This window comes from Citrobacter sp. Cpo065 (assembly GCF_030332805.1).
Classification (GTDB): Bacteria; Pseudomonadota; Gammaproteobacteria; order Enterobacterales; family Enterobacteriaceae; genus Citrobacter; species Citrobacter portucalensis.
This window is the reverse complement of the sequence record NZ_JAOWHC010000017.1, coordinates 39603-59789: the sequence shown is the minus strand read 5'-3', so window position 1 is coordinate 59789 and position 20187 is coordinate 39603. Positions and strand designations below refer to the sequence as shown.

General features: G+C 54.0%; 20 protein-coding genes. 7 read left to right on the top strand and 13 right to left on the bottom strand.

The window, feature by feature from the left end; genetic code table 11:
• Positions 1 to 10: 10 nt before the first annotated feature.
• A complete protein-coding gene (pldB, locus tag OGY68_RS00365; RefSeq protein WP_003017911.1) occupies positions 11 to 1027 on the bottom strand; it encodes a lysophospholipase L2 in 1017 nt (338 codons plus the stop codon).
• A gap of 110 nt (positions 1028 to 1137) precedes the next feature.
• Between pldB and rhtB the strand changes: the two genes are divergently transcribed.
• Both rhtB and OGY68_RS00355 read left to right on the top strand, forming a co-directional pair.
• The gene (gene rhtB, locus OGY68_RS00360; RefSeq protein ID WP_057067472.1) at positions 1138 to 1758 is read left to right on the top strand and encodes a homoserine/homoserine lactone efflux protein; all 621 of its coding nucleotides are present in this window, start codon (positions 1138 to 1140) and stop codon (positions 1756 to 1758) included.
• 162 nt (positions 1759 to 1920) lie between these two features.
• Positions 1921 to 2805, top strand: coding sequence for an Rpn family recombination-promoting nuclease/putative transposase (locus OGY68_RS00355; RefSeq protein WP_057067471.1), 885 nt, complete (start codon positions 1921 to 1923; stop codon positions 2803 to 2805).
• Positions 2806 to 2843: 38 nt separating this feature from the next.
• On the opposite strand, the gene rhtC is transcribed toward OGY68_RS00355, so the two are convergent.
• The 3 genes from rhtC to pldA form a co-directional block, all read right to left on the bottom strand.
• A complete protein-coding gene (gene rhtC, locus OGY68_RS00350; protein ID WP_057067470.1) occupies positions 2844 to 3464 on the bottom strand; it encodes a threonine export protein RhtC in 621 nt (206 codons plus the stop codon).
• A 63-nt stretch (positions 3465 to 3527) separates the two neighbouring features.
• Positions 3528 to 5357: an ATP-dependent DNA helicase RecQ gene (gene recQ / locus OGY68_RS00345; protein WP_008787089.1), complete on the bottom strand. Its 1830-nt coding sequence runs from the start codon at positions 5355 to 5357 to the stop codon at positions 3528 to 3530.
• A gap of 88 nt (positions 5358 to 5445) precedes the next feature.
• A complete protein-coding gene (gene pldA, locus OGY68_RS00340; RefSeq protein ID WP_003828947.1) occupies positions 5446 to 6315 on the bottom strand; it encodes a phospholipase A in 870 nt (289 codons plus the stop codon).
• A 165-nt stretch (positions 6316 to 6480) separates the two neighbouring features.
• Between pldA and yigI the strand changes: the two genes are divergently transcribed.
• A complete protein-coding gene (gene yigI / locus OGY68_RS00335; RefSeq protein WP_003017917.1) occupies positions 6481 to 6948 on the top strand; it encodes an acyl-CoA thioesterase YigI in 468 nt (155 codons plus the stop codon).
• A 51-nt stretch (positions 6949 to 6999) separates the two neighbouring features.
• A complete protein-coding gene (gene rarD, locus OGY68_RS00330) occupies positions 7000 to 7893 on the top strand; it encodes an EamA family transporter RarD (RefSeq protein WP_003828953.1) in 894 nt (297 codons plus the stop codon).
• A 73-nt stretch (positions 7894 to 7966) separates the two neighbouring features.
• Here rarD and corA read toward each other — a convergent pair whose 3' ends face one another.
• The 8 genes from corA to lptM all read right to left on the bottom strand — a co-directional run bounded on the left by corA (position 7967) and on the right by lptM (position 15023).
• Positions 7967 to 8917, bottom strand: a complete 951-nt coding sequence (corA, locus tag OGY68_RS00325) for a magnesium/cobalt transporter CorA (RefSeq protein WP_003017920.1) — start codon at positions 8915 to 8917, stop codon at positions 7967 to 7969.
• A 154-nt stretch (positions 8918 to 9071) separates the two neighbouring features.
• Complete coding sequence (gene ysgD / locus OGY68_RS00320) at positions 9072 to 9128, bottom strand: YsgD/CorL family protein (protein ID WP_212723238.1); 57 nt, start codon at positions 9126 to 9128, stop codon at positions 9072 to 9074.
• A 247-nt stretch (positions 9129 to 9375) separates the two neighbouring features.
• Positions 9376 to 11538: a DNA helicase II gene (uvrD, locus tag OGY68_RS00315; protein WP_003828957.1), complete on the bottom strand. Its 2163-nt coding sequence runs from the start codon at positions 11536 to 11538 to the stop codon at positions 9376 to 9378.
• Positions 11539 to 11626: 88 nt separating this feature from the next.
• The gene (yigB, locus tag OGY68_RS00310; protein WP_032945701.1) at positions 11627 to 12343 is read right to left on the bottom strand and encodes a 5-amino-6-(5-phospho-D-ribitylamino)uracil phosphatase YigB; all 717 of its coding nucleotides are present in this window, start codon (positions 12341 to 12343) and stop codon (positions 11627 to 11629) included.
• On the bottom strand, positions 12343 to 13245 hold the full coding sequence (xerC, locus tag OGY68_RS00305; RefSeq protein ID WP_032945700.1) for a tyrosine recombinase XerC: 903 nt from the start codon (positions 13243 to 13245) through the stop codon (positions 12343 to 12345). Before xerC ends, yigB begins: the two co-directional genes overlap by 1 nt.
• On the bottom strand, positions 13242 to 13949 hold the full coding sequence (locus OGY68_RS00300; RefSeq protein ID WP_008787084.1) for a DUF484 domain-containing protein: 708 nt from the start codon (positions 13947 to 13949) through the stop codon (positions 13242 to 13244). Before OGY68_RS00300 ends, xerC begins: the two co-directional genes overlap by 4 nt.
• Positions 13946 to 14770 carry a diaminopimelate epimerase gene (gene dapF, locus OGY68_RS00295; RefSeq protein WP_003017933.1) on the bottom strand — a complete coding sequence of 275 codons (825 nt, stop codon included), beginning with the start codon at positions 14768 to 14770 and terminating at the stop codon, positions 13946 to 13948. Before dapF ends, OGY68_RS00300 begins: the two co-directional genes overlap by 4 nt.
• Positions 14771 to 14819: 49 nt before the next feature.
• Positions 14820 to 15023 (bottom strand): LPS translocon maturation chaperone LptM, encoded by a 204-nt coding sequence (gene lptM / locus OGY68_RS00290; RefSeq protein ID WP_003017937.1) that lies wholly within the window; start codon positions 15021 to 15023, stop codon positions 14820 to 14822.
• A gap of 138 nt (positions 15024 to 15161) precedes the next feature.
• Between lptM and cyaY the strand changes: the two genes are divergently transcribed.
• Positions 15162 to 15482 carry an iron donor protein CyaY gene (cyaY, locus tag OGY68_RS00285; RefSeq protein ID WP_003828967.1) on the top strand — a complete coding sequence of 107 codons (321 nt, stop codon included), beginning with the start codon at positions 15162 to 15164 and terminating at the stop codon, positions 15480 to 15482.
• Positions 15483 to 15557: 75 nt separating this feature from the next.
• Here cyaY and cyaA read toward each other — a convergent pair whose 3' ends face one another.
• A complete protein-coding gene (gene cyaA, locus OGY68_RS00280) occupies positions 15558 to 18104 on the bottom strand; it encodes a class I adenylate cyclase (protein ID WP_032934207.1) in 2547 nt (848 codons plus the stop codon).
• 394 nt (positions 18105 to 18498) lie between these two features.
• On the opposite strand from cyaA, the gene hemC reads away from it, so the two are divergent.
• Positions 18499 to 19440, top strand: a complete 942-nt coding sequence (gene hemC, locus OGY68_RS00275; RefSeq protein ID WP_003828972.1) for a hydroxymethylbilane synthase — start codon at positions 18499 to 18501, stop codon at positions 19438 to 19440.
• Positions 19437 to 20177 carry a uroporphyrinogen-III synthase gene (gene hemD, locus OGY68_RS00270; protein WP_003828974.1) on the top strand — a complete coding sequence of 247 codons (741 nt, stop codon included), beginning with the start codon at positions 19437 to 19439 and terminating at the stop codon, positions 20175 to 20177. Before hemC ends, hemD begins: the two co-directional genes overlap by 4 nt.
• Positions 20178 to 20187 lie beyond the last annotated feature (10 nt).

The window sequence follows — 20187 nt, the reverse complement described above, 5'->3', positions numbered from 1 at the left end:
AATTCAACCTCTAGGCAAAGCGGGTTCCGCTGGATGAGTTATGCTTGTCGAAAAATTCGACAATAGCGTTAAGCGCGACTGAGCGCATGGCGTCCTTTTCAAAAAGGATCTCATGGTACGCGCCTTTGATGACAAGCGGCTGACCCCCTTCTACAGGATGGCCCGCTGCGGCGCGGAGTTCACAAAAACGATCGTGCATGCGGTTATCTACCACACGCTCTTCTTCAGCCTGAATCAGCAGCGTCGGTGTCGCATCATCTCCGGCGCCAGCCAAAACCTGTTCGCCAGCCAGAATCCCTTCACGTACCCAGTGATAGGTGGGGCCGCCAACGCGCAACCGCGGCTCATCAGCATAAAAGCGTAGATTGCGCCGATAGCGCTGTCGACTATGGGTTAACGCATTCATACCGAACGGCAGCGCCCGCCAGCGCCCGGTTCCCATCGCATAGCCTTCGCGGATCCGCGGATGCCCTTCGGCCCAGTCCAGTATATGGCGCACCATCCAGTCGGGAAAGCGCATCACAATACCAAACATCGGTGCGCAAAGTGCGATGGCATCACACTGATTCGGGTGGCGCTGCAGGAATAACGTGGCAATCGCCCCGCCCATTGAATGCGCCAGGATATAGCGTTTTCTCCACGGGCCGGGTAGCACTTCCTGCTGCCAGAAGGCGGTTAGATCGTCGACATAATCATTAAAGTTATCGACATGACCGCGATGCGGATCCGAAAGCATACGCCCGGAACGCCCCTGGCCACGGTGATCGATAATGAGAACGTCAAAACCAGAATGAAACAGGTCATACGCCAGTTCAGCGTATTTCACGTAGCTTTCAATGCGTCCAGGACAGACGACGATGACGCGATCGTTTTTTTCTGCATGAAAACGAACAAAATGTACGGGAATATCATCCACGCCCGTAAATTCCGCTTCTTCCCGCTGACGCCAGAAATCTGTCAGTGGCCCCATGGAAAAAGCAGCAAACGCGTTTTCTCTTGTTTCCCAGTCTTTTTGCTGCTGAAACATCGGGTATCCAGCCTCGCTGACCAAGTAAAATCGTTTTTTTCGCCGTCACTGACACAACCTAACGGCAGTAGCGTATTGTGGCATAAAAATAGACAATCCGGGAGTTTCTCATGACCTTTGAATGGTGGTTCGCCTACCTGCTGACCTCTATTATTTTGAGCTTGTCCCCAGGCTCTGGCGCAATCAATACCATGACCACCGCCATCAGCTACGGATATCGCGGTGCCAGCGCGTCGATTGCGGGTTTGCAGACCGGCTTGGGTATTCATATCGTTCTGGTTGGCGTAGGACTGGGAACGCTATTTTCACGTTCGGTGATCGCATTTGAGGTGCTGAAGTGGGCGGGAGCGGCCTATCTGATTTGGCTGGGTATTCAGCAATGGCGGGCGGCGGGTGCTATCGATCTGAATACCATGGCGAATACGCAATCGCGCAGCCGGCTGTTCAAACGCGCGGTCTTTGTTAATCTGACCAATCCCAAGAGCATAGTTTTTCTTGCCGCTCTGTTCCCGCAGTTCATCCTGCCGCAGGAACCGCAGTTGATGCAGTACGTGGTGCTTGGCGTCACGACCATCGTGGTCGATATCATTGTGATGATCGGTTACGCGACGTTGGCCACGCGCATTGCTGGCTGGATTAAAGGGCCAAAGCAAATGAAGGCGCTCAACAAAGTGTTTGGCTCGCTGTTTATGCTGATAGGCGCCCTGCTGGCATCGGCAAGGCATGCCTAGCAAATGGAACGTCGCTCGCAATGAAATGCTATCTGTAAGAGCCTCTGAACATGGCTTTTCGTACTTTGCCGCAAAGTGATAAAAGCCTTATATTCTGCACTGTTAGACGTTAATTGCTAATGCCAGAATGCCGCCACATTCACCTTTCACGGATGATTAACGATGGCGGAAGCAACAACACCACATGACGCAGTATTTAAGACCTTCCTCTCCCGCGTGGAAACTGCGCGGGACTTTATCGAACTTCATCTTCCGCCCTCGCTGATCAAAATCTGCAAACTGGATACGCTCCGTCTGGAATCAGGCAGTTTTGTGGAGGACGATCTGCGTCCCTATTTCAGCGATATCCTCTACTCACTGGAAACCACCAGCGGACATGGCTATGTACATGTGCTCATTGAGCATCAAAGCTCACCGGATAAGCACATGTCATTTCGCCTGATGCGCTACGCTATCGCAGCGATGCAGCGTCATCTTGAGGCTGGAAACGACACTCTGCCGCTGGTTATTCCAGTGCTCTTTTACCATGGCAAGCAAAGCCCATGGCAAGGCTCAATGAACTGGCTGGATCACTTTGAGGATTCTGGAACCGCCCTTCAACTTTACAGCACACCATTTCCGTTGGTGGATGTGACGGTTATTCCAGATGATGAGATCATGCAGCATCGCAGCATGGCGGCGCTGACATTAGTACAAAAACACATTCGCCAGCGCGACATGGCGCAGTTGCTGGATAAACTTACCCGCCTGTTTATGCTGGAGAAGATGAGCGGACAACAAATAACCGTGCTGGTAAACTACATGGTGCAAGCAGGGAATACACAAGATGTTCAGACATTATTGTATAAGCTGGCACAGCGGGTGCCGCAGCATGGAGAAAAACTGATGACAATGGCGGATCAACTAAAGCAGATAGGCCGTGAAGAAGGGAGGCGCATTGCCCTTACTGATGTAGCAAAAGCGATGCTCAAGCGAGGTCTTGATACCGACGCGATTATGGAAATGACCGGCCTTTCGAAGGATGAGCTACAGAAGCTTGCGCAATAAGCCGCATACCGCCTGGGACTCCCAGGCGGGCAACAAACTTAGCGCGAAATAATCAGATGGATACCGAAGCCTGCGAACAGCGCGCCGGCAAAACCATCAATCCACTTCGCCAGACGCTGATAGCCACGACGCATTTTCGGGAGCGCAAACAGGCTGGCGACCACGGTAAACCACACCAACGTTTCCACGATAATCAGAGCAAAGATCCCCCAACGCGCGCCCGTTCCCACGTTGTCGCCAACGAACAATGAGAAGACGGAGCCAAAATAGATAATGGCTTTAGGGTTCGCCAGGTTGGTCAGCAGACCTTTCAAAAAGCTGCGTCCGCTCTGCGCCAGCTCCACCTGCGGAGTGGGCGCTGCAACATCCTGTTTTTTAAACGCGCCGCGCAGCATCTGATAACCCATCCAGCACAGATACAGCCCCCCGCCGACCATAATAATGGTATGCAGCCAGGCCATTTTTTCGATAATCAGATGCAGGCCGAGCAGTGCCACGCCAGCCCAGACCATGACGCCGCAGGTAATGCCCAGCACGCCCATCATAGCTTCTTTGCGCGAACGGCTAACCGCAGTTTGAGAAACAAAAAAGAAATCGGGACCGGGGCTCATCAGCGCAACGATATGCACCAACGCAACGGTGAAAAATAGCGTTAACATAAAAATGACTCGCGGGGGAATAGTTCAGTGAGTCACCATCCTGGCACTTTTTTGCCCGGCTGACTACTCTTCGTCGTCACCATCAACGTGTGCGCGAATAAGCGCCATAAACTCTTTACCGAAACGCTCCAGTTTACGCATCCCCACACCGTTTACGCTTAGCATTTCACTCGGTGAAACCGGCATCTGCTCTGCCATTTCAATCAGCGTGGCGTCGTTGAACACCACGTACGGCGGAATGTTCTCTTCGTCGGCAATGGCTTTACGCAGCTTACGCAATTTGGCGAACAGTTTGCGGTCGTAGTTACCACCGAAGGATTTCTGCATCGCACGCGGTTTCAGCGCCACAATACGCGGTACAGCAAGCTGTAACGCAACGTCACCGCGCAACACCGGACGCGCGGCTTCTGTTAGCTGTAACGCGGAGTGATGAGCAATATTCTGCGTCACCAGGCCCAGGTGAATAAGCTGGCGAATAACGCTCACCCAGTGTTCGTGGCTTTGCTCACGACCAATGCCATAGACCGGCAGTTTGTCATGAGCCAGTTCGCGAATACGCTGGTTATTCGCTCCGCGCAGAACTTCCACGACGTACCCCATGCCGAAGCGTTGGTTAACACGGTAAATCGTCGACAGCGCTTTGCGCGCATCCATAAGTCCGTCGTACTGTTTTGGCGGGTCGAGACAGATATCGCAGTTGCCACACGGCTCCTGGCGCCCTTCGCCAAAATAGTTCAGCAGCACCAGACGACGACAGGTTTGTGCCTCGGCAAACGCCCCCATCGCATTGAGCTTATGACGCTCGATATCCAGTAGTTGCCCAGCGGGTTTCTCTTCGAGGCAACGGCGTAGCCATGCCATATCAGCCGGATCGTAAAACAGCATCGCTTCCGCAGGCAGGCCATCACGCCCGGCGCGGCCGGTTTCCTGGTAATAGGATTCGATGTTACGCGGAATATCGAAATGCACCACGAAGCGTACGTTAGGTTTGTTGATCCCCATACCGAACGCCACGGTCGCCACTACGATTTGCAGGTCATCACGCTGGAATTTCTCCTGCACCTCGGCGCGTACGGCATTTTCCAGCCCGGCATGATAAGCCCCGGCGCTGATGCCACGGCTTTGCAGACGCGCGGCGGTGTCTTCGACTTTGGCGCGACTGTTACAATAGATAATGCCAGACTTACCGCGCTGCTCTTGCACGTAGCGCATCAGCTGATCGAGCGGCTTAAACTTCTCCATCAGCATGTAGCGAATGTTCGGGCGGTCAAAGCTACTGATCTGAATTAACGGATCGTTGAGTCCCAGCAGACGCACAATGTCCAGCCGGGTTGTCTCATCCGCGGTCGCGGTCAGCGCCACAAACGGCAGCGTCGGGAAACGCTGACGTAACTGGCCCAGCGCAGCGTACTCGGGGCGGAAATCATGCCCCCACTGCGAAATACAGTGCGCTTCATCAACCGCCAGCAGCACCGGATTCCAGTGCGCCAGATGCTCAAGGAAGTTATCCAGCATCAGGCGTTCGGGCGCAATATACAGTAAGCGAATCTGCCCGCTGCGGCAGCCCGCCATCACCTCAAGCTGTTGTTCACGACTTTGAGTAGAATTCAGGCACGCCGCCGCCACGCCGTTGGCTAGCAGTTGATCGACCTGATCTTTCATCAGGGAAATCAGCGGGGAAACAACAACGGTGAGTCCGTTTAGCAATAATGCGGGAATTTGATAGCACAGGGATTTACCGCCGCCGGTCGGCATAACGACCAGGCAGTCGCGACCAGAGAGCACGGTATCAATGATTTCTTCCTGACCGGGGCGAAACTGTTGGTAGCCAAAGGTTTCCTGCAAAACCTGTTTAGCGCCCATTTCCAGATTCAACACTTCCGCCTGCGCCACATTAACCCCATTCGCCCGAAATAAAAACAGGCGCTATTTTCAGCGCCTGAGAGAGAAACTGCAATGATTAAAATACTCTCAATACTTATCAGAAGATATCGTTGAGCATCACGCCCACACCAACACGCGTCTGATTGAAGTTGTAGTCAATCAGCGATTCGCCGTAACCACTGTAGACCTGAGTGTATAGACGCACATGCTTCGTGATGGGGTAACTGGCCCCCAGCTCTGCGCCGCCGTAGCCGGTATTCCAGTTGTACTGGCCTTTCACGCTGATAACCGCGTCACCCAGGTGATATCCCATTTTCAGCTGATAGTAGCCCATGTATTTAGTGATATCAGGGTTATCGTCGGTGCTACCAATCACGTACCACGGCTTAACTTCCACCAGCCAGTTACCATTTTCAGCCATCAGACGGGTATAAAGACGGTTCCAGCTACGTGACGTGGGATCGGAACGGCCGTTGGAGTCATGGTTATAACCCATTTCGACATCACGAAGAGTCCAACCGGCAAAGCGATAGTCGGTGGCGAAACCTAGGAACAACTGCGGTTCGTAGTTGGTTTCGCGAAACGGTGAAGACTCTTCACTGTTCGAAAGCTGCCACCAGGACTTCTGGGTATAGGAACCACCAAGTACCGAGTTTGGGCCTAATATCCCGCGCCAGAGCGGAAACGCCAGGCTTAGCTGAAACTTAACCTCATCTTTGCGCGCATTTTCGGACCAGCTATAACTGCTGATCGCCTCTTTGTTCATGTCGCTGGTATTGGTGTAAATAAGATAGTTGGTATCATAAGGATAAAGCGTGAAAGGGTTGTCATGTTCCTGCAGCATATTGGCGATAATACTGCCACGAACCGCCGGTGCATCATGAATCTCTTTCACTGTCGCTTCCTGCGCATACGCGGTCAACGGCAGCATAATTGCTGGTAGTAACCATCCCAGAATCGCCCGCATCGGTAATGTTCTCCTGAACCAAAATATTGATGAATTGTATAATTATCTGGCAAGTATTCTACATACTTAGCTAGTTACTCGTTAGTTATCCCGTCCTAAAGTAGAAAACAACAAATAATAAGCATAATATCAACATTTCATTAACCGTCGAGATGTAGGGATCGTATGTCTGCCGTACTTACTGCTGAGGAAGCGCTGAAGTTAGTGGGGGAAATGTTTGTCTATCATATGCCGTTTAACCGGGCGCTGGGACTGGAGCTCGAACGCTATGAGAAAGAATTTGCTCAATTAGCCTTTAATAACCAACCGATGATGGTCGGCAACTGGGCGCAAAGCATTCTGCATGGCGGCGTGATCGCCTCGGCGCTGGACGTCGCCGCCGGGCTGGTATGCGTTGGGAGTACGCTGACCCGCCATGAAACAATCAGTGAGGACGAACTGCGTCAGCGGATGTCACGCATGGGTACAATCGATTTGCGTGTTGATTATCTGCGCCCCGGAAGAGGGAATCGCTTTACCGCCACCAGCAGCCTGCTGCGGGCGGGTAATAAAGTCGCTGTTGCGCGCGTGGAATTGCATAACGAAGAACAGCTTTATATTGCCAGCGCAACCGCCACTTATATGGTGGGGTAAGTGCCTAAAAAAAGGTAAACTGCTGTTACATTTCTGCAATGAGTTTTCCCGATGGATGCTAAACAAACGCGGCAGGGCGTGCTACTCGCTCTTGCTGCTTATTTTATTTGGGGTATCGCTCCCGCCTACTTCAAGCTGATTTACTATGTTCCGGCGGATGAGATCCTGACGCACCGCGTCATCTGGTCATTTTTCTTTATGGTGGTACTGATGAGCATCAGCCGCCAGTGGTCAGGCGTCAAAACGCTGCTACAAACGCCAAAGAAGATCTTCCTGCTGGCGCTCTCTGCAGTGCTCATCGGCGGAAACTGGCTGCTGTTCATTTGGGCGGTCAATAATCACCATATGCTGGAAGCCAGCCTCGGCTATTTTATTAACCCACTGGTGAATATTGTGCTGGGAATGCTATTCCTCGGTGAGCGCTTTCGTCGCATGCAGTGGCTGGCAGTACTGTTAGCCGCCTGCGGCGTGCTGGTACAGCTGTGGACCTTCGGATCGCTGCCAATAATCGCGCTGGGACTGGCGTTCAGCTTTGCGTTCTATGGGCTGGTGCGCAAGAAGATTGCCGTCGAAGCACAAACCGGCATGCTGATCGAAACCCTGTGGCTTTTACCTGTCGCCGCCATCTATCTGTTTGGCATTGCGGACAGCTCAACCAGCCATATGGGGCAAAACCCCATGTCGCTCAACCTGCTGCTGATTGCCGCGGGTGTCGTGACCACCATTCCGCTGCTGTGCTTTACCGGCGCGGCAACCCGCCTGCGTCTGTCCACGCTGGGATTCTTCCAGTATATCGGGCCTACGCTGATGTTCCTGCTGGCCGTCACCTTCTATGGTGAAGTCCCGGGAACGGATAAAATGGTCACGTTTGCGTTTATCTGGGTGGCGCTGGCGATTTTCGTGATGGATGCGATTTATACGCAACGACGGGTTCGTCGGAGCTAGGGGAGTGCCGGATGGCGCTTCGCTTATCCGGCCTACAAAAGCACATCGCCGTAGGCCGGATAAAATACAGTTATTACAGCCAGTTCTTGCGCTTAAAGTACAGATACGGCGCCAGACCCGCGAGCATCATAAAGACAATCGCGCCCGGGTAACCGAAGCTCCAGTGCAATTCCGGCATAAACTCAAAGTTCATCCCGTAGCTGGAAGCCACCAGCGTCGGCGGCAGGAATACCACAGAAACCACCGAGAAGATCTTGATGATGCGGTTCTGCTCGATGTTGATAAAGCCCATCGCCGCCTGCATCAGGAAGTTAACCTTCTGGAACAGCGATTCATTGTGCGGCAGCAGTGACTCGATATCGCGCAGGATCTCACGCGCCTGCTCCAGCTGACTGCCCGGCAAACGCGCTTTACGCACCAGGAAGTTCAGCGCGCGCTGGGTATCCATCAGACACAGACGTACTTTCCAGCCGATATCTTCCAGTTCCGCCAACGTCGACAGCGCTTCGTCATACTCATCGCCCTGACGCCCTTCCATGATCACACGGCTGAGTTTTTCCAGGTCGCTGTAAATATTTTCGATCTCATCCGCCAGCTGTTCAATTTTAGTTTCGAACAGGTCGAGCAACAGCTCGTAGGCGTTGCCATCCACCATCGCCTGATTACGCGCACGCATGCGGTACAGGCGGAAGGCCGGCAGTTCGCGCTCGCGCAGAGTAAACAGGCGGCCTTCGCGAATGGTAAATGCGACGGTTGAGTTACCCGCGTGATCGTCGGCGTCTTCGTAAAAGAAGAAGGAGTGGATGTGCAGACCGTCTTCGTCTTCAAAAAAACGTGCGGATGCTTCGATGTCTTCCAGTTCAGGGCGCGTAGCCAGATTCTGGCCCAAGTCCTTTTGCACACGGTTTCGTTCTTCGTCATCCGGCTCGACTAAATCGACCCAAACCGAACTGGCCAGGTGCTCGATCTCGTCTGCCTCAAGGCGAGTTAAACGATTGTTTTCCAGTTGAAATGCGCTCAGCATGACCGGGACTCCCAATGCAAAAAATTATCGGACAGTTCGGAGGGCACACAGAAACAAATTGGGTTTCAGACCATTAAACAGCCTGACTCAGCGCGACGGGAAAAAACAGAAGGTCGCTGACAACCGCGAAGGCTATCAGCAAAAAGGGATAGCCTTAGGAGTTGATCCTGGATGACAGGATAATGAGCCAGTATCTACTGGGTGTGTCCAAGGCGAATGTCCTCTTAGCGTAATCGTGCGCGCATGTTACGCCAGCAAAATTTTGACGTCAACACGCAACGGATGGCGAAAAAGTAATAATTTCCCCTTATACAGAAAGGTTAGCAGAGGGGAATTATTTATCTATGATTTCAGAATATTAACCGACAGATAGCCGGATGGCGGCTTCGCCTTATCCGGCCTACAAATCAAAATATTACGTTCCGCGTAGGCCTGATAAGCGCAGTGACATCAGGCGATCATACCGTTTCCAGTCTGGCGTAGGCGGCAACCAGCCATTTGATCCCCTGCCCCTGGAACGCGACCTGCAAACGACTGTGTTCGCCGCTTCCTTCCAGGTTGACGATGGTGCCCTCGCCAAATTTAGCGTGGCGCACGCGCTGGCCGAGCTTATAGCCGGTATCATTTTCCGCCATTGGCGTGCCCATCCGCTGATGGCTCACCGGGCGGCTGACAGTGGCGCGCAGGCGAACCTCTTCAACGCACGCTTCCGGCAGTTCGCCGATAAAGCGCGACGGACGATGGTAAACCTCTTTGCCGTACAGACGACGCGTTTCGGCGTAGGTCAGCGTCAGCTTTTGCATTGCGCGGGTCACGCCTACGTAAGCCAGGCGGCGCTCTTCTTCGAGGCGACCGCCTTCGTCCAGCGACATCTGGCTGGGGAACATGCCTTCTTCCATCCCGACGATAAACACCTGCGGGAACTCCAGACCTTTCGCCGAGTGCAGCGTCATCAGTTGTACCGCGTCCTGCCAGGTATCCGCCTGCCCTTCGCCCGCTTCCAGCGCAGCGTGAGACAGGAATGCCTGCAGCGGCATTAAGTCTTCGTCTTCTTCGTTGTAGCTGAACTGGCGCGTTGCCGTCACCAGTTCGTCTAAGTTTTCGATACGCGTCTGGCCTTTCTCGCCTTTTTCCTGCTCGTACATCATGCGCAGGCCGGAGTCTTTAATCACCCGGTCAGTCTGCACGTGCAGCGGCATATCGGCGGTCTCCTGCGCCAGTGCGTCAATCAGCTCCATAAAGCGCTGTAAGGCGCTGGCGGCGCGACCCGCGAGGGCTTTTTCCTGCAACAGCTCACGACAGGCCTGCCACAACGTTAGCTGGCGGTCACGGGAGGTCTGACGCACCACATCCAAAGTACGATCGCCAATCCCGCGGGTGGGCGTATTCACCACGCGCTCAAATGCGGCGTCGTCATTGCGGTTGGCGATCAGGCGCAGGTAAGAGAGCGCATCTTTGATTTCCTGGCGTTCGAAGAAACGCATCCCGCCATAAATCCGATACGGCATGCTGGCCTGTAACAACGCCTCTTCCAGTACGCGCGACTGGGCGTTGCTGCGATACAGAATGGCGCATTGTTCCAGCGCACCGCCGTTGTCCTGCCAGGTTTTGATGCGATTGACCACGAAGCGCGCTTCATCGAGTTCGTTGAACGCGCAATACAGCGAGATCGGTTCGCCGTCGACGCCATCGGTCCACAGCTTTTTACCCAGACGCCCGTTGTTATTTTCAATCAGGGCGTTGGCCGCGCTGAGGATATTGTTAGTCGAGCGGTAGTTCTGCTCCAGGCGAATAGTTTCTGCGCCGGGGAAGTCCGTAAGGAAGCGCTGGATGTTCTCCACCTGCGCTCCGCGCCAGCCGTAGATTGACTGATCGTCATCGCCGACGATCATTACCTTGCCGGTATCGCCCGCCAGCAGGCGGATCCACGCGTACTGAATGTTGTTGGTATCCTGAAATTCGTCCACCAGGATATTGGTAAAACGTTCGCGGTAGTGCTGCAGGATATGCGGTTTGTTGAGCCACAGCTCGTGGGCGCGCAGCAGCAGCTCGGCGAAATCCACCAGCCCCGCGCGGTCACACGCTTCCTGGTAAGCCTGATACACTTTCTGCCAGGTTTGCTCAACCGGGTTGCCGTAGCTTTGCAGATGATGCGGACGCAGCCCTTCGTCTTTCTGGCTGTTGATGAACCACATCGCCTGACGCGGCGGCCACTGCTTCTCATCAAGGTTCATCGCCTTGATCAGACGCTTGAGCAAACGCAGTTGGTCTTCGCTGTCGAGGATCTGAAAATCCTGCGGCAGGTTCGCATCCATATGGTGCGCGCGCAGCAGACGGTGGGCCAGACCGTGGAATGTACCTACCCACATACCGCCCTGGCTGGTTCCCATGATCTGGCCGATACGGTGGCGCATTTCCGCCGCCGCTTTGTTGGTAAAGGTCACCGCCATAATGGAGTACGGCGAGTTGTTCTCAACCGTCAGTAACCAGGCTATACGGTGCACCAGCACGCGCGTTTTACCACTCCCCGCGCCTGCCAGAACCAGCATGTTGCTGCGTGGCGCGGCCACCGCTTCACGCTGTTTATCATTAAGGCTGTCGAGCAGGTAAGAAACGTCCATTGGCACCGCCGCGTAAAAGTAGGTAAGGCGGATAAGCGTAGCGCCATCCGCCAAAAAGCTGGGTATATATACAGAGTTCTGCTGGTGATTATATCAGCGAGGTTAGAGATGCCAACTGTGAAATTTCGATATGCGGAAGCAAACGACTGTCTGCGGTTTGCATCAGGTCGGCATTTTCCGGTTTGATCCAGCAGGCCTGCATACCACAACGGATGGCGCCCGCGACGTCCGTCGTCAGGTCATCACCCACGTGCAGAATCTCACCCACAGGCATTTTCAGTTTTTCCGCCGCCAACGTGTACATGTCGCTAAAGGGTTTTGATCGCCCGTCGGGACCGGCGCGCAGCACAAACTCAAAGTAATCACCCAGGCCAAACAGTTCCGGCTGCGCGTTACCGTTGGTGATCGCCACCAGCGGCCATTTGCGGGCCAGCGCCTTCAGCGTGTCATGCGTCGTCTGCGGGACTTCAATGCGGCTACGCCATTTGGCAAAATTCATCATCGCCGCATTCGCCCCCATTCTGGCTTCTGCCGCTGACAACCCCGCCTCCAGCATAGCGCGCTCTACGGCACGGTGACGCCATTGGGTAACATCGTGGTAGATTTCCGGCTCGGCGTCGCGAACGGCCTGACGTAAGCGCTGTAGGTCGCTATTTTGCAGCGAATTCAACGCCGGATGGTAATTCTGTACAAACGCGAGCGCTTCCTGCTCGGTGCGTGTGATAACGGGACGGTTATCGTAAAGGGTGTCATCAAGGTCAAAGGTGAGCGCAGAAATGCGCCCCAAAGGCCGGTAAAAACGCATTATTTCCCCCGTTTGGCGCGCGGATGCGCCGCATCGTACACTGAAGCCAGGTGTTGAAAATCAAGATGGGTATAGATTTGAGTCGTGGAGAGATTGGCATGACCCAATAACTCCTGCACTCCGCGCAGATCGCCGCTCGACTCCAGCATATGCGTCGCAAAGGAGTGACGCAATTTGTGGGGATGTACGTGGCTGTTCAGCCCCTGCTTGATACCCCATTCAGCAAAGCGTTTCTGCACATTACGCGCCGAGATGCGTTTGCCCAATTTGGACAGAAATAGCGCATCGTCATCGCTGCCAAATAGCCCGCGTAGATCCAGCCAGTGCTCAATCCACGCCACCGCGTTGCGACCAATCGGCAGGCGACGCTCTTTACTGCCCTTACCCATCACCCACACTTCGCCGGTGTCGAGGTCGAGATGTTTAATATCCAGCCCAACCAACTCAGATAAACGCAGACCCGCGCCGTACATCACTTCCAGCATTGCTCTATCGCGCACGGCAAGGGGATCGTTGAGATCGATATCCAGCAGACGATTAACATCGTCGACATCGATGTTTTTAGGGAGATGACGCGGTGCTTTCGGCGCGGAAACGCTTTTTGCCGGATTGGCTTTCAGCTCGCCCTGATTAACCAGCCAGTCGAAGAAACTGCGTAACGCGGAGAGACGCAGCGCCAGACTCGCCGGCCCCAGTCCTTTACGACGGCTGCGAACAGCAAAACTACGTACCATCGCAGCATCACATTGTTGCCAGCTTTGCAGACCGGTCTCTCCGGCTAACGCAATGATGGCATCAAGCTGACGCTGATAATTAAGCAATGTGATCGGGCTAAGCTGACGCTCAACGCCCAGATAGCGCAAAAAGCGCGCCACATCCTGAGAAAGGGGTGAATCGGTCATACGCGTTCAATCCAGCGCTCCAGCAGCTCCGGCAACATCAGCGAGATTTCCTGCAGCAATTGCGTGCCTTGCCCCTGCTGGTAATGATTAACGTCACGGCTGCTAAACAGCATCACGCCCAGAGAGCCATCTTGCCCGAGCATCGACATCGCCACCGAGCCTATGGCTTTCGCCTCCGGCATCATGACCAGCAATTCCGGACCATTGAGCGGCCCAAGATAGTGCTGTGACTGACCCAGACGCTGGATACGCAGCGGTTCAAAAGCCTGACGGCTTAATGCCAGATGGGTGAATTTTGATGGCGCGCCAAGTCGCCAGCGATCCGGGAACAGACGAACCGTCGCTCCGGCCAGCCCTAACTCACGCGCCCAGCGATGAAATCGCATCAGCATGTCGTCAAGACTGCTGGCCGACACCAGCCGCCCTTGCAGATTTAACAGACGATAGAACAGGCTTTCATTGGCGTTGGCTTGTTCCATCAACAACGCCATGTTCTCTTCCAGCACGTTAATATGATTACGTGCCCGCGCCATATGCCATTCCACTAAAGAGACCGTGCCCCGCACTGGGTGCGGAACTCGCATCGCTTCAACGGCCTGGGCATTACGGATAAAAAACTCAGGATTACGTTGCAGGTAATCGACGACCGCCCGGTCGTCCAGCTCCATGAGCGTTTCCTGTAGTTCTTCCCCTGGTTGCTTCATAAGTGAATAAATCCGTCGTAGACATGTGCCGCCGGGCCAGTCATATACAGCGGATGACCCGGACCTTTCCAGGCGATATCAAGTCGACCGCCCGGTAATTCCACCCTCACTTCTTCCGCCAGCAGACCCTGCTGGATACCGACCGCAACGGCAGCGCACGCACCGCTGCCGCAGGCCTGCGTTTCACCCGCGCCGCGCTCATAGACGCGCAGTCGGATATGCTCGCGTTTTACCACCTGCATAAATCCGATATTGGCGCGTTCAGGGAAGCGTTCGTGGCTTTCCAGAACCGGTCCCAGTGTTTCTACCGTGGCCGTATCAACATCATCAACCTGAATCACGCAGTGCGGGTTCCCCATTGAAACCACGCCGCACAATACTGTCTGTTCGGCCGCGCGCATAATATAGGTCTTCTCTGCTTTGTTAGCGCGAAAAGGAACCTGCGAGGGTTCAAAATTGGGTTCGCCCATATTCACCCGCACCAGCTCGTCGTCGGTTACGGTTAATACCATACGACCATTCGCGGTACTGACGCGAATATCACGTTTATTAGTCAGCCCTTTCAGGCGAACAAAACGGGCAAAACAGCGGGCGCCATTGCCACACTGTGACACTTCACTGCCGTCGGCATTAAAAATACGGTAGTGGAAATCCAGCTCCGGATCATACGGAGGCTCAACCACCAGCAGTTGATCAAATCCAACGCCGAGATGTCTGTCGGCCAGGCGGCGGATCAGCTCTGGTGAGAAAAAGACATTCTGCGTTACCGCGTCGACGACCATAAAATCGTTGCCAAGGCCATGCATTTTAGAGAATTGCATCATTCACTCCGTTCACGCGGGTACAGAAATGTAAAATCTATTCCTGCCGTTAGTAATTCACCTGAGAAGGCCCATCACTAATCCCACGATCGTTTTTCTCAGGCGTAGTGGATTGCGATTGCGGCTGAACGCTCTTGGTCGGAGGCGGCGCGGTTTTATCAGCCGGCGGGAAATAGAGCGGGCCTTTTAACCCACAGCCCGTCAGGCTGAACAGAGTAAAAATGACAGCGAGTGGCTTTAACACGTTTTTCATTATGGATTGCCTGTAAAGTTCATGCTTTCTGTTTTCTATCATCGCAGGAGAAGGCGTAAAAGCAAGAGTTTGGCTAAAAACTGCATCGCGATTTATTCCACGTTATACTGCGGGCATCACGAAAAATAGGATAAGAAAATGAACGACAGTGAATTTCATCGCCTTGCTGACACCCTTTGGATGACCATTGAAGAACGTCTGGATGACTGGGATGGCGACAGCGATATCGATTGTGAGATCAACGGCGGCGTGCTGACCATCAGCTTCGAAAACGGCAGCAAAATTATCATTAACCGTCAGGAGCCGCTCCACCAGGTGTGGCTGGCGACCAAACAGGGCGGCTACCACTTTGACCTGAAAGGCGACGAATGGATCTGCGACCGAAGCGGCGAAACGTTCTGGGATCTGTTGGAACAAGCGGCAACGCAGCAGGCGGGTGAAGAGGTGAGCTTCCGCTAAGCTTTAGTGCCGGATGCGCTTCGCTTATCCGGCCTACTTTGGCCCGGTAAGCGTCGCGCCACCGGGTAAGTTAACTCACGAGAAATACTGCTGTAACAGCGGCGTGTCGTTGTCCTGACTGGCTGGCGGAACAGCGCTAATCGGCTGGGTGCGGAACGGAATCACCTGCGCGCGCCCGTCAGTTTTCACAATCTGATAGAACTGCGGCAGGTTAAAGTTGATGAAGCTGGAGCCGTAGGTAAAACGATCGTGCGACGATGAATAGAAACGGCTGACGTCGCGTACCAACTCCTCTTTACTACCTTCGCAGTGGTGATACACCTCAGCCCGATTGCTTTCGTCCAGAATGTAGATATTAAAGCCCTGCTCATCACCCGTTTCTTCGAAAAAGAACTGAATAATCCCTTCGCTGGCAAAACCGTCGACCACCGACGGCAGTTTCACATGGTTGGTCTCAACCTGGACGGAAAGCCCGTGCAGTTTGTTATGTGAAATCGCGCCATAGAATTCAATTGCGTTTTCCAGCTTCTGTACCGAAACGTTCAGGCGCTCGAAGAACAATCCCCACGTCTGGCCGGAAACACGCAGCGCTTTGAAACGTCCGGTTTCCTGACGGGTGCTGGAGAGGCGCAATTCGATGCACTCAGACACCAGTTGCTGGACGCGGGTGCGAATTAAACCGCGCAGATGCTGGCTATAGCAGAAGACCTCGACGCTATCTGGCGGCGCGGCATCCTGGTGCATTTTGCCCAGAATCGTTTTTAACGCTTCAATCATCGCCTGCTCGCCGTTGAAGTGCAGCGTACGCACTTCATTCCACGAGTTGCGGTACAGCAGGTCGACGCTTCCTACCAGGCAATTTTGCTCTTCGCCAAAGCTGAAGACGTCCAGCTTACGGAAATCAAAATGTACCACCTGATTACGGAATGCGGCCGTTGGGTCATATTCGAGGTTAACGATAATCGCCAGATGGCGAATTTCGCATGGGCTATAGAGCGCTTTCGGCGTTGGTGCAGGCAGTCGCAGCGGGAAGTGGTGCGACACGTCGGCGACCATTTCCTGCAGCTTCGGCAAATCAACAATGCCGTTGCCCTTAATAAACAAATGCGTACGCGAGGTCAGCAGGCCATTGAACCAGGCCCACGCCACCAGCTTGTTGAGATAGCGGTTATATTCCAGCGGCTGATGACTGATGATCGAGTCCATGTTAGGCGCGCGGTTGTAGAGATACCAACCTGAACGGTTGGCACGACCCGGCGGTACATGGATAAAGGTCAGATTCGGTTCCGAGAGATCCGGAGATATCTGTGGGTTCACAAGCGTGACTTTACCCGGCAACGCTTCAAACGCGGCATACAGCTTACGGGTCAGCACGCCGATATCCTGCGGGCTGGCGCTGACGCTGAGGTTATTGCGCCGCGCAAAGCGGATCAGGTTACGATAGCTCTGCATCATCGCATCGAGCAGTTCGTTATGTGCTTCGCGTACCTGGTCAATCTTCCAGTTAGCGCGGTTATCCAGCATGGTCAGACGGGCGTCATCCCAGCCCCACTCTTTCACTAACTGACTTAATACTTCACGACGCCAGCCCACGCAGGCGCGCTCACGGCTCAGTTTCTCACACACTTTTAAGTAGAAACATCGACGCACTAAATCCAGGCGCGTCGGATCTTCGATCGCCGTGAGGTACTCGGTAACGCGCTCCAGCATCATGCAGTAAGGGTCGAGACCAAAAGAGACGATCTCGCCATCGTGCAGGCGCTGTTTAATATCTTTCGCCAACAGGCGTGGATTTGGGTATTCCCAGGAATAGGCTTCCAGCAGCAGCGTTTTCAGCACCGCTTTGTACGGGGAGTCGATACTCTTGTACAACTGCCAGAGGCTGGCGCCAAAGTACTCTTCGGCGGAAAGCGAACTGAGTCCGCCGAGATCCAGCCATTCGTTTGGCGTTAGCACCCCCTGTGCGTAGAGCGTCATGACGTAATCGTCGTAATGCTCTTCTTCGTCGCCCGGCACCATATTCCACAAAATACGTTTACCCGCGAGGCGCACAGCGGTGCGATAGAATTCATCAAGCAACAGGATATGCTGCGTCGAGCCACAGTCTTCACCACCCAGACTGCCGCTTTCATTGTGACGGAAACGGTTTTCATCAATCAGGAAGAAACTGACTTCTACGCCCAGCGAGGCGGCCCAGCTTTCCAGCAGGCTACATTTTCGCTGCAGCAGCTGGCGCTCTTCGCTATCCAGCCAGGATTGATGGCAGACCCAGATATCAAGGTCAGAGGAACAGCTTTGCCCTACCGAAGAGGTGCTGCCCATTGAGTAAACGCCGGTGATCGGCAGTTCGCCCTTGGGAGGATCCTGCGGCGACATACCGCGGTACAGTTCCAGTTCGTTCAGGTAGTGGCGTTGGGTTTCATCAGGCGTGTAAAAGCATATGCCTTTGGGAACGTTACCATCGAGGTAACCCGGCATCAGCGGATGGTGGTAGTGCAATAATGTCGGCAGCAGACTGTATACCTGCTGGAAGGCAGGTCCCATGGCAGCAAGCGCGCGATCCACACGCAGTTGATTTATGGCATCCAGTCTCTGTTTCAGAGTCTCAATATAGAGGTACAAGACGTATCGCCTGATGTTGCTATCCGTCATGTTGTCGATTGCCGCGGCGCAAGCGCTCACAATAATCGCCATCAATTCGGATAAACCGTATGTCAAAAATAACCGTTACCTGTTTTTCGCCCATATTTTTTTATGCTGTACAGCCGAAAAAATGGTCTAAAACGTGATCAATTTAACACCTTGCTCATTGACCGTAAAGAAAGATGCGCTACATACAAGTGTAGCACCGTTCGTTACGTGTAAATTCCTTCATACGGTCGGGAGGTTTCTCGTCATTATTCACTGCCAGTGATGATGCAGCGCCTTTTCCTCTCACTTACGTTTGAGCGTAACGCTGACATCCCTTTGATAAGGATGTTAGGATGGTCAATGATTGATAATGACGGTAACAAGCATGTTAGACAATGTTTTGAGAATTGCCACACGCCAAAGCCCCCTTGCGCTCTGGCAGGCACATTATGTCAAAGACGCCTTAATGGCAAACCACCCCGGTCTGATCGTGGAACTGGTTCCTATGGTAACCCGTGGCGATGTGATCCTTGATACCCCGCTGGCGAAGGTCGGGGGGAAAGGGTTGTTTGTTAAAGAGCTGGAAGTCGCGCTGCTGGAAAAACGCGCCGATATCGCTGTGCATTCCATGAAGGATGTGCCGGTTGAATTCCCTGACGGTCTTGGACTGGTCACCATTTGTGAGCGAGAGGATCCGCGTGATGCTTTCGTCTCAAATAAGTACAACTCGCTGGATGAACTCCCCGCAGGCAGCATCGTCGGGACATCCAGTTTGCGCCGCCAGTGCCAGTTGGCGAAGCGTCGCCCGGATCTCGTCATCCGTTCGCTGCGCGGCAACGTAGGCACGCGCCTCAGCAAACTGGATAACGGCGATTATGACGCCATTATTCTGGCAGTCGCCGGATTAAAACGTTTAGGTCTTGAGTCGCGAGTCCGCACCGCTCTGCCGCCGGAAGTCTCCCTGCCCGCTGTCGGGCAAGGCGCAGTAGGCATAGAATGTCGACTGGATGATATGCGCACTCAGGCGCTGTTAGCACCGCTCAACCATGAAGAGACAGCGCTACGCGTCAAAGCAGAACGCGCCATGAACACCCGCCTGGAAGGGGGATGTCAGGTACCTATTGGCAGCTATGCCGAAATCATCGACGGTGAGATTTGGCTACGTGCGCTGGTCGGCGCGCCAGACGGTTCACAGATGGTATGTGGAGAACGTCGCGGCGCCACACAGGATGCCGAACAGATGGGTATCTCTCTGGCAGAAGAACTGCTGGAGAACGGTGCGCGCGCCATTCTGGCGGAAGTTTATAACGGAGAAGCCCCCGCATGAGTATTCTGGTCACCCGCCCGTCTCCCGCAGGGGAAGAGTTAGTGAGCCGACTGCGCACACTGGGGCAGGTGGCCTGGAGTTTTCCGCTCATCGAGTTTTCACCTGGTCGGGAACTGGCAACGGTTGCTTCCCGACTGTCGGCGCTGACGGAGAACGATCTGGTCTTCGCCCTCTCGCAGCACGCCGTTACCTTTGCAGATGCCGAACTTCGCCAGCAAGAGAAAAGCTGGCCATCCCTTCCACGTTATTTTGCCATTGGCCGTACAACGGCGCTGGCGCTGCATACTGTTAGCGGCTTCAATATTCACTACCCTCTGGATCGGGAAATTAGCGAAGTCTTGCTACAATTACCTGAATTACAAAATATTGCGGGAAAACGCGCGCTTATATTACGCGGCAACGGAGGCCGGGAGCTGATAGGTGAAACCCTGACGGCACGCGGAGCCGATGTCGATTTTTGTGAATGTTATCAACGCAGTGCAAAACATTACGATGGTGCGGAAGAAGCGATGCGCTGGCAATCCCGTGGCGTAACCACGGTGGTTGTCACCAGCGGAGAGATGCTACAACAGCTCTGGTCGCTCATTCCGCAGTGGTATCGTGAGCACTGGTTACTACGCTGTCGGCTGTTGGTCGTCAGTGAGCGTCTGGCGCACCTCGCCCGGGAACTGGGCTGGCAAGATATTAAGGTCGCTGATAACGCCGACAACGATGCGCTACTACGCGCATTACAATAACTCTCATAAT